10 protein-coding genes are annotated in these 14510 nt (G+C 63.1%); all 10 read right to left on the bottom strand.

Annotated elements, in window-relative coordinates; all coding sequences use genetic code 11:
* Positions 1-370 precede the first annotated feature (370 nt).
* The 10 genes from typA to ACP7EY_RS17705 all read right to left on the bottom strand — a co-directional run bounded on the left by typA (position 371) and on the right by ACP7EY_RS17705 (position 14502).
* Positions 371-2203: a translational GTPase TypA gene (gene typA / locus ACP7EY_RS17750; RefSeq protein WP_426195918.1), complete on the bottom strand. Its 1833-nt coding sequence runs from the start codon at positions 2201-2203 to the stop codon at positions 371-373.
* Positions 2204-2375: 172 nt separating this feature from the next.
* Positions 2376-3296 (bottom strand): tRNA pseudouridine(55) synthase TruB, encoded by a 921-nt coding sequence (gene truB, locus ACP7EY_RS17745; RefSeq protein ID WP_426195917.1) that lies wholly within the window; start codon positions 3294-3296, stop codon positions 2376-2378.
* 91 nt (positions 3297-3387) lie between these two features.
* The gene (rbfA, locus tag ACP7EY_RS17740) at positions 3388-3807 is read right to left on the bottom strand and encodes a 30S ribosome-binding factor RbfA (RefSeq protein WP_426195916.1); all 420 of its coding nucleotides are present in this window, start codon (positions 3805-3807) and stop codon (positions 3388-3390) included.
* Between the two features lie 81 nt (positions 3808-3888).
* On the bottom strand, positions 3889-6750 hold the full coding sequence (gene infB, locus ACP7EY_RS17735; protein ID WP_426195915.1) for a translation initiation factor IF-2: 2862 nt from the start codon (positions 6748-6750) through the stop codon (positions 3889-3891).
* A 46-nt stretch (positions 6751-6796) separates the two neighbouring features.
* Positions 6797-8362, bottom strand: coding sequence for a transcription termination factor NusA (gene nusA / locus ACP7EY_RS17730; protein ID WP_426195913.1), 1566 nt, complete (start codon positions 8360-8362; stop codon positions 6797-6799).
* A complete protein-coding gene (gene rimP / locus ACP7EY_RS17725) occupies positions 8359-8847 on the bottom strand; it encodes a ribosome maturation factor RimP (RefSeq protein ID WP_426112334.1) in 489 nt (162 codons plus the stop codon). Before rimP ends, nusA begins: the two co-directional genes overlap by 4 nt.
* 340 nt (positions 8848-9187) lie before the next feature.
* Positions 9188-11209 (bottom strand): 23S rRNA pseudouridine(2605) synthase RluB, encoded by a 2022-nt coding sequence (rluB, locus tag ACP7EY_RS17720; protein ID WP_426195911.1) that lies wholly within the window; start codon positions 11207-11209, stop codon positions 9188-9190.
* Positions 11193-11993 (bottom strand): SMC-Scp complex subunit ScpB, encoded by an 801-nt coding sequence (gene scpB / locus ACP7EY_RS17715; RefSeq protein WP_426195909.1) that lies wholly within the window; start codon positions 11991-11993, stop codon positions 11193-11195. The genes rluB and scpB overlap by 17 nt, the downstream gene beginning before the upstream one ends.
* 396 nt (positions 11994-12389) lie before the next feature.
* The gene (locus ACP7EY_RS17710) at positions 12390-13406 is read right to left on the bottom strand and encodes a glucokinase (RefSeq protein WP_426195907.1); all 1017 of its coding nucleotides are present in this window, start codon (positions 13404-13406) and stop codon (positions 12390-12392) included.
* Positions 13407-13539: 133 nt separating this feature from the next.
* Positions 13540-14502: a VTT domain-containing protein gene (locus ACP7EY_RS17705; RefSeq protein WP_426195905.1), complete on the bottom strand. Its 963-nt coding sequence runs from the start codon at positions 14500-14502 to the stop codon at positions 13540-13542.
* Between the last annotated feature and the right edge of the window lie 8 nt (positions 14503-14510).

Below are 14510 nucleotides of genomic sequence, written 5' to 3'. Positions count from 1 at the left end.
TGGCAAGCAGCGAGAATAATTAAACAGGCAATTGTCACAAATTATCACAATATTAATTTTAAAAATCAAAATGAGAAGGTATGCGTGAGAATTGGTGATCATTAAGGCGGTGCAGATATTTTTTGGCTCGTGTGATTTAATTTGGCGAATAAATCCAACGACGGCACGCAGCGCGGCCAGGCCGCAGTCGTGCTGAACAGGCGTTCACATTCTCGACGTGAATGATGCACCAGACGAATTGCAGTACACGCACGCGATCGCTCGAGCAGGTTTGACCTCGGCAGTACGCACAGGTTCACCGCAGGGGGTTGACGGAAGCAGTGGCGAAAAAAAAGCCCGCATCAGCGGGCTTTTGTATGTCACGGACGAATTACGCGTCGCGACCAGCGCGTTTGCGCTCGTTTTCTTTCAGGTAGCGCTTGCGCAGGCGGATCGATTTCGGGGTGATCTCGACGAGCTCGTCGTCGGCGATGAATTCGACCGCGTATTCGAGCGACATCTGCACAGGTGGCACCAGGCGCACTGCTTCGTCGGTACCGGACGAACGCACGTTGGTGAGCTGCTTGCCCTTGATCGGGTTGACGACCAGGTCGTTATCACGCGAGTGGATACCGATGATCATGCCTTCGTAGACGGGATCGTTGTGCACGACGAACATGCGGCCACGTTCCTGCAGTTTCCAGATGGCGTAGGCGACAGCGGCGCCGTCATCCTGCGAGATCAGCACGCCGTTACGACGGCCGGCCATTTCACCGCGGGTGTTGTCGACAGGACCGTAAGCGTCGAACACGTGGCTCATCAGGCCGGTGCCGCGGGTCAGGGTCATGAACTCGCCCTGGAAGCCGATCAGGCCACGGGCAGGAATGCGGTACTCGAGACGCACGCGGCCCTTGCCATCCGATTCCATGTTCTGCAGGTCGCCACGACGACGGCCCAGTTCTTCCATGACGCCGCCCTGGTTGACTTCTTCGACGTCCACCGACAGGTTTTCGAACGGCTCGTGGCGCACGCCATCGACCATTTTGTAGACCACGCGAGGACGCGAAACGGCCAATTCGAACCCTTCGCGACGCATGTTTTCGATCAGGATCGTCAGGTGCAATTCGCCACGGCCCGAAACTTCGAACACGGTGTCGTCGTCGGTCGGCGCCACGCGCAGGGCGACGTTGGCTTTGAGTTCGCGGTCGAGACGGTCACGCAGCTGGCGGCTGGTGACGAATTTGCCTTCGCGGCCGGCCAGTGGCGAGTTGTTGACCATGAAGTTCATCGTCAGGGTCGGCTCGTCGACGGTCAGCATTGGCAGCGCTTCCGGGGTGTCCGGTGCGCACACGGTCGAACCGATGCCGATGTCTTCCATGCCGTTGATCAGGACGATGTCGCCAGCGACGGCTTCATCGACCAGCACGCGCTCGAGACCCTTGAAGTTGAGCACCTGGTTGATGCGGCCCTTGATCGGGGTCGCGCCTGGGCCGTTCAGGATGATGACGTCCATGCCGGACTTGACACGACCGCGGTTGACGCGGCCAATGCCGATCTTGCCGACGTACGAGGAGTAGTCGAGCGAAGTCACTTGCATCTGCAGGGGACCGTCAGGATTGTCATCGCGCACAGGCACGTATTGCAGGATGGCGTCGAACAAAGGCTTCATGTCGCCGTCACGGACGTCTTCGGTCAGACCGGCGTAGCCGTTCAGGCCCGATGCGTAGATGATCGGGAAGTCGAGCTGCTCGTCGGTGGCGCCCAGCTTGTCGAACAGTTCGAAGGTCTGGTTGATGGCCCAGTCCGGACGCGCGCCTGGACGGTCGACCTTGTTGACGACGACGATCGGCTTCAGGCCCAGCGCCAGCGCCTTGCGGGTGACGAAGCGGGTCTGTGGCATCGGGCCTTCCTGGGCATCGATGAGCAGCAGCACCGAGTCAACCATCGACAGCACGCGCTCGACTTCGCCGCCGAAGTCGGCGTGGCCTGGGGTGTCGACGATGTTGATGTGGGTGCCTTCGTATTCGACGGCGCAGTTCTTCGACAGAATGGTAATGCCGCGTTCCTTCTCGAGATCATTCGAGTCCATCACGCGGGTATCGACCTGCTGGTTCTCGCGGAAGGTGCCGGACTGACGCAGCAGCTGGTCGACCAGGGTGGTTTTACCATGATCGACGTGGGCGATGATGGCGATGTTACGAATAGCGCGTTTTTGAGTAGACATGGTCGTAATGGACTGAGAGAGGCGTACGGGGTACGCGGTGTACGAAGTTGTACGATGAATCGAATTGCGGTAACCGACGAGTATAGCACGCTCGCAAGCACATTGCATTGTCCTCCGGGAAAAGGTGCGTAATTTCAAGGGCTTGGCACGGCAAACCCTTGCTTTCCCTTGCCTAGCCCAGGAAAGCGATCAGCCGCTCCGGCGCCAGGATCGCATATTCCTGCAACTGCGCCGTGCCCAGCAGCTTGTCGCCCAGGTACACGCGCACCCTGCCCTGCTCAGCCGGCACGGCAATTTCTTCCTTGCCCAGTGCCAATCGTTGGCCATTCAAGAAGCGCTTGGCCAGTTCTTCCGTCAGCATGACGGCGGGAAACGAGGCCAGCAAGGCGTCCACGGGCGCCAGCATCGACAGGGGCGCCGGATTGGCCTGCATGTCTTCCAGCGTGACCATGGCGTCGATGCCCAGCGGCCCCACTTGCGTGCGGCGCAGCGCGTTCAGGTGGGCGCCGGAGCCGAGGGCGTTGCCGATGTCTTCGCCCAGCACGCGAATATACGTGCCCTTGGAACAGGTGACAGATAATTTCAAAAAAGGCGCAGAATATTCCAAAAATTTCAGGCTGAGAATCGTCACGGGGCGCGCTTCGCGCTCGAGCGTGATGCCTTCGCGCGCATATTCATAATACGCCTTGCCATCGCGCTTCAAGGCCGAGTACATGGGCGGCACTTGCAGGATCGGGCCGCGAAATTGCGCAAGGACGGCTTCGATCTGCGCGACCGTGACATCGACTTCGTGGGTGGCGATCGCTTCGCCCTCGGTGTCGCCCGTGTTGGTGGTGATGCCCAGGTGGACCGTGGTCTCGTAGGTCTTGTCCGCTTCCAGCAGATCCTGCGAGAACTTGGTCGCTTCGCCGAAGCACAAGGGCAACAAGCCGGTGGCGAAGGGGTCGAGCGTGCCCGTGTGGCCAGCCTTCTTGGCGTTGAGGATGCGTTTCGCCTTGATCAGGGCGTCATTCGAGGACAGACCGACCGGCTTGTCGAGCAGAAGCACGCCATCGACGAGGTCGCGCGGCTTTTTGGTGTGTGTTGGCTTCATGGAATATGCGGACGGGCGCCGACGGCGCCTGCCCTATTGTGACTTTGTGATACAGCCAGAAAGCAATGGCCTGGTTGAACTTGGGCCCAGCTTAGAGCGCTGGCGAATCTTCGTCCGGCACCGCGTCCGGCTCGGCATCGGCCGCGCGGCTGCTGTTGGCCTGGTCGATCAGCAGCGACAATTCCATGCCGCGCGAGGTCGAGCTGTCGTGCACGAAATGCAGCGCCGGCAGGGTGTGGATGTGCAGCAATTTGCCCAGCTGGTTGCGGATGAAGCCGGAGGCTGCCTGCAAGCCGTCGTTGGTGTTCTTGATGACCTCCTTCTTGTCGCTCAGCAGCGTATAAAACACTTTTGCGTGGGCGTAATCGGGGGTCAGTTGCACCTCGGTGATGGTGACCATGCCGATGCGGGGGTCTTTCAAACCGCCGGCGATGATCACCGACAGGTCTTTTTGAATTTGATCCGCCACGCGCAAGCCGCGCGCGGGGATGTTTTTACTGTGTTTGGCCATGATTTTTTCTTACTCGATATAAAAACACGGGGCGCCGATCAGCATTGTGCCGATGGCGCCCCGCGATGCGTCAATTGCCGCTTACAGCGTGCGGGCGATTTCCTGCACTTCGAACACTTCCAGGGTGTCGCCAACCTGGATGTCGTTGTAGTTCTTCAGCGACAGACCGCACTCGAGACCGGCGCGAACTTCTTTCGCATCGTCCTTGAAGCGCTTGAGCGATTCGATTTCGCCAGTCCACACGACGATGTTGTTGCGCAGCAGGCGGACCGAGGAAACACGCTTGACCACACCATCGGTGACCAGGCAACCGGCAATCGCGCCCACTTTCGACACCAGGATGACCTGGCGAATCTCGACCTGGCCGGTAACGGTTTCGCGTTTTTCCGGTGCCAGCATGCCCGACAGCGCGGCACGAATCTCTTCGATGGCGTCGTAGATGATGTTGTAGTAACGGATATCCACACCATTCGACTCGGCCAGCTTGCGCGCTTGTGCATCGGCACGGGCGTTGAAGCCGATGATGACCGCTTTCGAGGCCACCGCCAGATTGACGTCCGACTCCGTGATACCGCCAACGGCCGAGTGCACCACTTGCACGCGCACTTCCGAGGTCGACAGCTTCTGCAGCGAGCTGACCAGCGCTTCGAGCGAACCCTGCACGTCGGTCTTGACGATGATCGGCAGGTTCTTGACTTCGCCTTCGGCCATCTGGTCGAACATGTTTTCCAGCTTCGCAGCTTGCTGCTTGGCCAGTTTGACATCACGGAACTTACCTTGACGGAACAGACCAATTTCACGCGCCTTGCGCTCGTCGGCCATGACCATCACTTCTTCACCGGCCACCGGCACTTCGGTCAAGCCCTGGATTTCCACAGGGATCGATGGACCCGCTTCGGAAATCGACTTGCCGTTTTCGTCCAGCATGGCGCGCACGCGGCCGAACGAGGAACCGGCCAGGATGACGTCGCCACGACGCAAGGTACCGGACTGGACCAGGATGGTCGCGACCGGACCGCGGCCCTTGTCGAGACGGCCTTCGACGACCAGGCCACGGGCTGGCGCATCGATCGGTGCTTTCAGTTCCAGCACTTCGGCCTGCAGCAGCACCTGTTCGAGCAGATCGTCGATACCGGAGCCGGTCTTGGCCGACACTGGCACGAAGGGCGACTCGCCACCGTATTCTTCCGGCACGACTTGTTCGGCGACCAGTTCCTGCGTCACGCGATCCAGGTTGGCGCCCGGCTTGTCGATCTTGTTGATCGCCACCACCAGGGGCACGCCGGCCGCTTTCGCGTGAGCGATCGCTTCCTTCGTTTGCGGCATCACGCCGTCGTCCGCCGCCACCACCAGGATGACGATGTCCGTTGCCTTGGCGCCGCGGGCACGCATGGCGGTGAACGCCTCGTGGCCCGGGGTGTCGAGGAAGGTGATCATGCCGCGCGGCGTTTCGACGTGGTAAGCGCCGATGTGCTGCGTGATGCCGCCCGCTTCGCCGGACGCCACTTTGGCACGACGGATGTAATCGAGCAGCGAGGTCTTGCCGTGGTCGACGTGACCCATGACGGTGACCACCGGTGCGCGCGAGACGGACTCGAAGTGGGCGTGCTCACCCTGATCGGCCAGCAAGGCTTCCGGATCGTCTTCTGCCGCGGCAAATGCTTTATGGCCCATTTCTTCGACGAGAATCATCGCCGTTTCCTGGTCCAGCACCTGGTTAATCGTGCACATCTGGCCCAGTTTCATCAATTGCTTGATGACTTCGGATGCCTTGACGGACATCTTGTGCGCCAGTTCGGCAACCGTGATGGTTTCAGGAACGTGAACGTCCTTGATGACCGCTTCCGTCGGCGCCTGGAAATTGGTTTCGCGATCGTCCGAGTGCGAATTGCGACGACCACCCTTGGCACCACCGCGCCAGCCGTCACGGCCGCCGGAACCGACGTTACCGCGTGGCTTGATAGCGCCCGTGGTACCGCGTTTCTTGGCGTCGTCCGACCAGGTCGAGGAGACATTGGCCGACTTGATCGACTTCTTGTCCGGTCCCAGGACTTTCTTGGCATCGGCCGGCTTATCGCCAGGCTTCTTGTCGGCGGGCTTGTGCAGCGTGCCTTCGGCCGTTTTCGGCTTGATGGCGGCCACGGGCGGCGCGACCGGCTCAGGGGCCTTGATGGCGCGGCGGGGCGCGTTCATCATGGCCTTGATCTGGGCAACTTCGTCGGCGACGGCCTTGCGGGCACGGTCGTTCGCTTCGGCGCGGGCGGCAGCTTCCTTGGCGGCAGTGGCAAGTTTCGCTTTCGCTTCCTCGTCAGCAGCTTTCTTGGCGGCGGCGGCGGCGGCGCTTGCAGCGTCGTCGGCAGCGGCGGCGCCAGCGTTGGCGGCGGTCACCGCGGCAGCGGCGGCAGCGCGCTTGTTTTCTTCGGCAGCCTGCTTCTTGGCATCAGCTTCGGCCTGCTTGGCCTGGGCTTCTTTCTCCGCATCGAGCTTGGCCAGGCGTTCCTGCTTTTCACGCAGGTCCGCTTCCTGGCGAGCGATCAGCTCGACCTGGCGGCGCGCCTCTTCCTCGCGGCGCGCCACTTCGGCGGCGTCGATCACGGGAGCGACCGGAGCCGGCGCTGCCATCACCGGCGCCACAGGCTCTTCACGCTGCACGAAGGTGCGCGTTTTCTTGACCGCCACCTGGATGGTGCGGCTTTTGCCAGAAGCGTCAGCCTGCTTGATCTCGGAAGTTTCCTTGCGGGTCAGCGTGATCTTCTTCTTTTCCATGTCGGCCGCCGCGCCGTGGGTACGGCGCAGGTGGTTCAACAGCTTATCCTTATCATCTTTCGACAATGGATCTGACGTCGAACTTTTCTCGACGCCGGCAGAACGCAGCTGCGTCAGCAGCAAGTCTGCAGGCATCTTCAGTTCGGTGGCAAATTGGGCTACGTTGTTACTCGCCATTCAGTCCTCTTTTCTATGTGTCGCTGAGATGATAATGATTCGCAAATTAAGCCTTGGCCACTTCTGCCAGGCTCCAGGCTTTCGCCTGCAGCGCCTTGGCGCGGTCGTCATACTTTGCGTCGACCAGCTTCATCTCGTCGTCGGTCACATCGTTAAATTCATTCTTGATCAGATCGCGGGCACGCTCGCTTGGCAATGCCAGGATCGCGCCGAACTCGTCGTAGGCCAGGCCGGAAAATGCTTCCACCGACTTGATGCCTGCCAGGCCCAGCTTGCCGGCGGTGGTACGGTCCATGCCTTCCAGGCCGACCAGCGCTTCGTCCATGCCCTCGAGGCCTTCTTCGGAAGCGATCGCTTCCGTGACCAGCGCATCACGGGCCCGGGTGCGCAGCTCGTTGACGGTGTCTTCGTCGAACGATTCGATGTCGAGCATTTCCGAGATCGGCACGTAGGCGATTTCTTCCAGCGAGGCAAAGCCCTCTTCGACGAGGATGTCGGCCACTTCCTGGTCGACGTCGAGTTTTTCCATGAACAGGGCGCGTACTGCCGCGGTTTCCGCCGCTGCCTTGTTCTCGGACTCTTCGGCCGTCATGATGTTGATTTTCCAGCCCGTCAGTTCGGCGGCCAGGCGCACGTTCTGTCCCGAGCGGCCAATCGCGATGGCCAGGTTTTCTTCGTCGACGACGACGTCCATGGCGTGTTTTTCTTCATCGACCACGATCGACGACACATTGGCCGGGGCCAGGGCGCCGATCACGAACTGGGCCGGATCATCCGACCACAACACGATGTCGACGCGCTCGCCGCCCAGTTCACCGGTGACGGCCTGCACGCGCGAACCGCGCATGCCGACGCAGGTACCGATGGGGTCGATGCGCTTGTCGGCCGTGTAGACGGCGATTTTTGCGCGCACGCCAGCGTCACGGGCAGCCGATTTAATTTCCAGCAGGCCCTGCTCGATTTCCGGCACTTCCAGTTCGAACAGCTTCATGATGAAGTCGGGCGCGGTGCGCGACAGGATCACTTGCGGGCCGCGCATATTGCGGTCGATGCGCAGGATGTAGGCACGGACACGGTCGCCGATGCGCAGATTTTCCTTCGGGATCATCTGGTCGCGTGGCAGGCGGGCTTCGATTTTGCCGGACTCGACAATAGCGTCGCCCCGCTCCATCCGCTTGATGGTGCCGGTCACGAGCGAATCGCCCCGCTCCAGGAAGTCGACCAGGATCTGTTCGCGCTCGGCATCGCGCACGCGCTGCAGGACCACTTGCTTGGTGTCCTGGGCGAAGCGGCGGCCGAATTCAACGGACTCGATCGGCTCTTCGATGTATTCGTCCACTTCGATGTCGGGAATTTGCTCGACGGCTTCGAAGTGCAGGATTTCCTGATCGGGCAATTGCAGGCCGGCGTCATCTTGCACCACGTGCCAGCGACGGAAGGACTCGAATTCGCCGGAATCGCGATCGATCGACACGCGAATGTCGACTTCGCCTTCGTAACGCTTTTTGGTGGCCTGGGCCAGGGCGAATTCGAGTGCGCCGAAGACGACATCCTTATCGACGTTTTTCTCGCGCGCCAGCGCATCTACCAGTAACAATACTTCGCGACTCATGCTTTGCCCTTCTTAAAATCCACCTGCGGCACCAAACGTGCCTTATCCAGGTCCGCCAGCGTAAACTCCAACTGCGCCGGACCATCCTTGCTTTCAAATTCCAAACCGATTTTGTCGCCCTGCGGCGCCTGCAAGATACCCGTGTAGGTCTTGCGGTTGGCACTGCCGGGAAAGGCCGTGCGCAGTTTGACCGTGCACTCTTCGCCGGCAAAGCGCTCGAAGTCGGCCATCGTGCGCACCGGGCGGTCGAGCCCCGGCGACGAGATTTCCAGGCGCTCGTAAGCGACATTCTCGACCGTCAGCACATGCGACAACTGGTGACTGACGGTGGCACAGTCTTCGACCGTGATCAGGCCTTTTTCTTCCGCGTCGGCGGCGGTGAAATCGATATACACGCGCAAAATGCCGCGCTCGCCCCGCTCCACATCGACGAGGTCATAGCCCAGCCCGGTTACCGTTTTGGCGATCAAATCAAACTGCTGCAATCGACTTCTCCAGGACCCTGTCCGTTCGCGCCATCCGGCCCGTCGAACGCCAGGACAACAAAAACGTTTTACCAAAAAAAAATGGGCAAATGCCCATCCCTCCAAAATCTTTAACCAGATCAAAGCGCTTGCGCGATGGACCGATGGGTTGACACCGATGCGACCACTTCGTAACAACTTTTATCAGGTTAGCGATTATAGCGCTTTTTGACATACCCTGCAATCGCAGCGACGTCAAATGAACGATCAAACAACACATGATTGCTGCACTGCACGATCAACGGAGGTTTGGCGCAGATGGCGCCGCGCGCCCCGTTTTTCAAGCGTGCGGCCGCCCTTTTTAGCCGCGGCGGCCGCGCCGCGGCGCGCCCTGGTCGGCGTTGCGGGGGCCTTGCGGACCCTGCGGACGGCGCGAGCCGCCACCGGCATTGCCGAAGCCAAAGGTGGTCTGCAGGGGATCGGGCTGGCGCGGGCCCTTGGCCGGCGCGCCGCTGGAACGACCGGCCCCCCCGGCACCACCGGCGCCACCGCCGCCGCCCGGACGACCCTGCCCTTGCGGCTTGCCACCTTTAAAACCGGGACCCTTGGCGCGCGGCCCCTGGCCATTGCCAGGCGTGAACGCCGGCGCGTCGCCACCGGTGGGATGGCCGCCGGCCATGCCACCGTAGCCGGCGCCCACCAGCGGGGTGTTGCGACCCTGGCTGCGGCCGCCGCGACCACGGCCGGCGGTGCCGGCAAACGGATCGACGTTGCGGTTGGTGTCGCGGTCGGCGCGGTTGCCGTCGACTTCGCCAGGCACGCGGGCGGGGCTGAAGCCACCCGCGGCGGCGGCGCCTTTCGGTTTCGGGCCACGGCTGTCGGGCGCGACTTTCTCGCCTTTCTTTTCGACGCCGAACGCGGTCAGCAGCGAGCGCACATCGTTTTCTTCCAGCTCTTCCCAACGGCCACGCTTGAGGCTGCTCGGCAAGGTCATGGCGCCGTAGCGGGTACGGATCAGGCGCGAGACGGTCAGGCCGACCGCCTCGAACATGCGGCGCACTTCGCGGTTACGGCCTTCGCCGATCACCACGCGGTACCACTTGTTGATGCCCTCGCCGCCGCCATCGGCGATCTTGGTGAACGAGGCCACGCCGTCTTCGAGTTCGACGCCGGCCAGCAGTTTCTGGCGCATGCCCTCTTCGAGCTCGCCCAGGGTGCGCACGGCGTACTCGCGGTCGATGTTGTAGCGGGGGTGCATCAGGCGGTTGGCCAGGTCACCGGAGGTGGTAAACAGCAGCAGGCCCTCGGTGTTGAAGTCGAGCCGGCCCACGGCCAGCCACTTGCCGGCCTTCATGGTCGGCAGGCGATCAAACACGGAGGCGCGGCCTTCCGGATCGTCGGCGCTGACGATTTCGCCGGCCGGCTTGTGGTACACCAGCACGCGCGGCGGCTTGGTGCTCACTTTACGCTGGATCAGCTTGCCGTTGATGCGCACGGCGTCGGACGGCAGGATGCGCTGGCCAATGTGGGCCGGCTCGCCGTTGACGGAGACACGGCCGGCCACGATCAGGTCTTCCATGTCGCGGCGCGAACCGAGGCCCGCTTCGGCCAGTACCTTGTGCAGTTTCGGTGCGTCGTCGTCGGACGTGAGGTCGCGCTTGACGACCTTGGCGCTCTGGCCGCGGCCGCCGTCGTTGGCATCGAAGTCGTCCGAGGTGACGTACGAGAACACCGCATCGGCATCATCGCCGCCGCGGGCCTTCTTGTGGTGCTGCAGGCCGGGATTGCCCTTCTTGTTCTTTTTCACGCGCGGCTTGGCGTCGGCGGCGCGCTCGGGGCGGGGGCCGCGCTCGGGGCGGACATGCTCGCCGGCCACGACGGCGATGGCGCCGTCCTCGCCCGGATGGGCGGCATCGACCGGCGCACCCTGCGGGCCACGGCCATCGCGCGCGGGACGCTGCGGCTTCGGCTCGCGCATCTGGCGCTGCTCACGCATCTGGCGCGGACCGCGCGGGGTGCGCGGACCACGCTCCTGGCGCGGCGCATCGCCCTCGTCGGACGCTGCCGGCGCGGCGGCGGCCGCTTCGGCAGCAGCAGCGGCGGCGGCGGCCTTGGCGGGAATCACCTTGGCGGGGCGCGCCTTGCGCTGGACCACGGGATGGTCGTCCGCTGGCGCCAGCATCTCGACGGCCGCTGGCGCAGCGGCCGGCGAGACGCTGGCGCCGTCCGCCTCGGCGGCCGGCTTGGCGCGCTTGGCGCGGGGCTTGGTGATGCCGGCGGCATTGTCGGCCTCGATCTGCGCCTTGGTGCGGCGTTTAGGCTTGTCGACGGCAACGGCGGCGCCAGGCAGGTCGGAATCAGGGGATTTAATTGTTGTGTTCATTATTTATATCTGAAATGTCTGAGGTCTGCTGACCTGGCGCGGCATCAACCGGTGTCTCTGGCGCAGCGTCGTAAATGGGAGCTTCAGCAAGTGAAGCATTGGAGCCGGCCGCGACTGCAATGCCGCCCGCGCCTTCGTTACCGGCAGCCACCTGGGCCGCCGCTTTGTCAAAATTTTCCTGCAGGGCCGCTTCCAGCGCCGCCATTGCGCCACCCTCATTGTTCAGGGCCACTTGCTGCAAGGGCGGCAACTGGGACAGGCTGTTCAATCCCAGGTCATCGAGAAACTGCCGGGTCGTGCCCAGCAAAGCGGGCCGGCCGATCACTTCGCGGTGGCCGATGACGTCGATCCAGCCCCGCTCTTCGAGCATCTTGATGGTCTGCGAATTGACCGTCACGCCGCGGATTTCCTCGATATCGCCGCGCGTGACGGGCTGGCGGTAAGCGATGATCGACAGCGTTTCCATGGTGGCCCGCGAATACTTGGGCGGCTTTTCCGGACTCATGCGATCGAGGTACACCTTCATCTCCGGCCGGCTTTGAAAGCGCCAGCCGCTGGCCAGACTGACGAGCTCGATACCCCGCTCCTGCCAATCGTGGTGCAGTTCTTCGAGCATCAACTTGATCCGTTCGACCTCGACCCCGGGCGCGGCCGAAGCGCCACCCGTGGTCCTGCCATGGTCATCGGCATCGACGAACAGTTTTTTCATGCTGTAGATGGACAGCGGCTCGCGCGCGCATAACAGCGCGGTCTCGAGGACACGCTTGGCCTCATCAGTATTCATAGCGATGTGTCAACGGATCTTGCAAAGGCAATGCAAAAAGAAATTTACTTAAACTGAACAACGCAGCAGACGGCCGTCATTGCAAGAGGCCGACGGACACACAGTTGTCGTCGAAACTGGCGTCAAGCACCGGCGCCGGGAGGCAAAGGGCTCGATTGCTACCGATAGAATGTTGAAGGCGCGGGGGCCGCTTGCGCGGGGCCACCCATCAGCGGGCAAGGGGCGCGCAGGCGCCAAGCCGTTGATTCTAAAGCGAAACGCTTCTTTTTTGCGGCCGCTTCGCAGCCGGGGCTGGGCGCGCGCAACGCAAGAACGATCGACATCGTCACTTCACACTGCGCCCATTGTACCCCATAAAACCGGCGGTGGCACACGCCAGGGCCGCCAGCGACGCCGTCAGGCGGCGAGCTGCTCGGCCAGCAGGGCCGACACGCCCAGGAAGGCCGGGTACTGCGCCGTGATGACCCAGGTGGGTACCTGCGCCAGGTAGTGGACGAAGCGGCCTTTCTGCTCGAAGCGGCGGCGGAAGCACGAGGCGGCAAAGCGCGCTCCCAGCCGCGGCACGATGCCGCCGCCTATATAGATACCGCCCTGCGCGCCGAGGGTGACGGCCAGGTTGCCCGCCACCGTGCCCAGCATGCCGCAAAACGCTTCGACCACCTGGTCGCACAGCGCGCACTGCCCGCCCAGGGCGCGCTCGACGATGGCCGGCGCCGCCAGCGCCTCGTCGGGCGCGCCCAGGTGCTGCGCCAGCGCACTGTAAATGAGCTCGAGGCCGCCACCGGAGAGCAGACGCTCGGCCGAGACGTGCTCGAAGCGGGTCCAGGCAAATTGCAGGATGGCGAGCTCCTGCGCATTAGCGGGCGAAAACGTCACGTGCCCGCCTTCGCTGCGCAGCGCCGTCCACTGGTCGTCGATGGGAATCAAGCCCGACACGCCTAGCCCCGTGCCCGCGCCCAGCAAGCCCAGCGGGGCGCCCTCCAGCGCCGTGCCGCCGCCGATTTTTTCCTTCTGGTGGGCCGCCAGTTGCGGCACGGCGTAGGCCAGCGCACTGAAATCGTTGACCACCACCAGGGTGGTGAAGCCGCACGACCGCTGCAGGGCGGAAATGGAAAATTCCCAGTGATGGTTGGTCATGCGCACCACGTCGCCCACCACGGGGTTGGCGATGGCGATGGCGGCGTGGCGGATCGGCGCCGCCAACAGCGCCGCCACGTCCGGCATGGCGCAGTAAGCGGCCAGCGCCAGTTCGAGCGTGGCGAAACTGGCGCACGGCAGCACTTCGATGTGGACGAACTGGCCCGGCGCCGTCTCGAGCGCGAAGCGGGCGTTGGTGCCGCCGATGTCGGCGAGCAGGCGCGGGCCGTCGGAAAATGCCGACAAGGGCGGCGCGTCGTGGAAAGTCGATGTCATGCGGCCAAGCTTAAGGAATTCTGGCCAAGGACGCAAGCAATCTTTGTAGTTAAAGTACATCAACGGTGACTGGCGCCACCCTACCCCGGCCGGCCACCTCGTCAAATGACAGGTGCCGGCGCACAGCGAGTAGTCAGACTACGCGCTTTTCGCGCGGAGTGGCCGGTGCGGCAGCGTCGGCGGGCGCCTGCGCGCGGTTCCAGGCGTCGAGCCCGCCGTGCAGGGCGCGGGCGCGGTGAAAGCCGTTGGCGACAAACTGCCGCGCCACTTGGGCTGCGGTGACGTCGTTTGGACAGCTGCAATAGACGACGATGTGGCGGTCCTTGTCGAGCGAGGCCATCAGTTGACCCGGCTCGCAGGCCGCATACGCGAGCGCGCCGGGAATGGCGGCCTCGAGTTCGCGGGCGGTGAGGCTGCGCGCATCGATGATCAGGGGCGCCGCGCCGCTGCCTTGCAAGGCGATCAGCTCATCCATGCCGATGCGCTCGGCCGGCAGGCTGTTGCGAAAGCGCCGCCGCTCCACATACTTGTACAGGATAAAGGCAGCGAGCAGCACCAGCAGGCCCGACAGGGCCACCCCGCCCATGGTTTCCAGGGTGGTCAGCACGTCGTCGATGCCATCCTTGAACAGCATGCCGATGCCGATCCCCACCGCGCTCCACAGCAGCGCCCCCAGCACGCTATAGACCAGGAACACGGGCGTGGTGGTGCCCATGGCGCCAGCCAGCGGCGGCGCCACCGTGTTAAAGCCGGGCACGAACTTGGCCACCAGCAGCGATTTCGCGCCCCAGCGGCGGAACTTGTCCTCCGTCTGGCTGACGCAGTAATCGGGCGAGAGCGAAATCTTGCACAGCAGGCGCAGCACCCGCTTGCCATAAAAGCGCCCCGCCTTGAACCAGAAATAATCGCTGATCAGGCAGGCGCCCACGCTGGCGGCGAGCACCGCGGCCCAGCTGATTTCGCCGCCGGCGGCCAGCGCCCCCGCCACGATCAGCATGGGCATGGCGGGAATGGGCAGGCCGATCTGCTCGAGCAGCACGGTGCCAAAGACGATCAGCACGCCGTAGGTTTGAATCAGGTGAACGAGTTGGGACATGGGCAGAT

Source organism: Massilia sp. DWR3-1-1 (assembly GCF_049898325.1).
Lineage (GTDB): Bacteria > Pseudomonadota > Gammaproteobacteria > Burkholderiales > Burkholderiaceae_D > JAFCUW01.
Note: the sequence above shows the minus strand (reverse complement) of the source record. Positions and strands in the feature narration are given on the sequence as shown.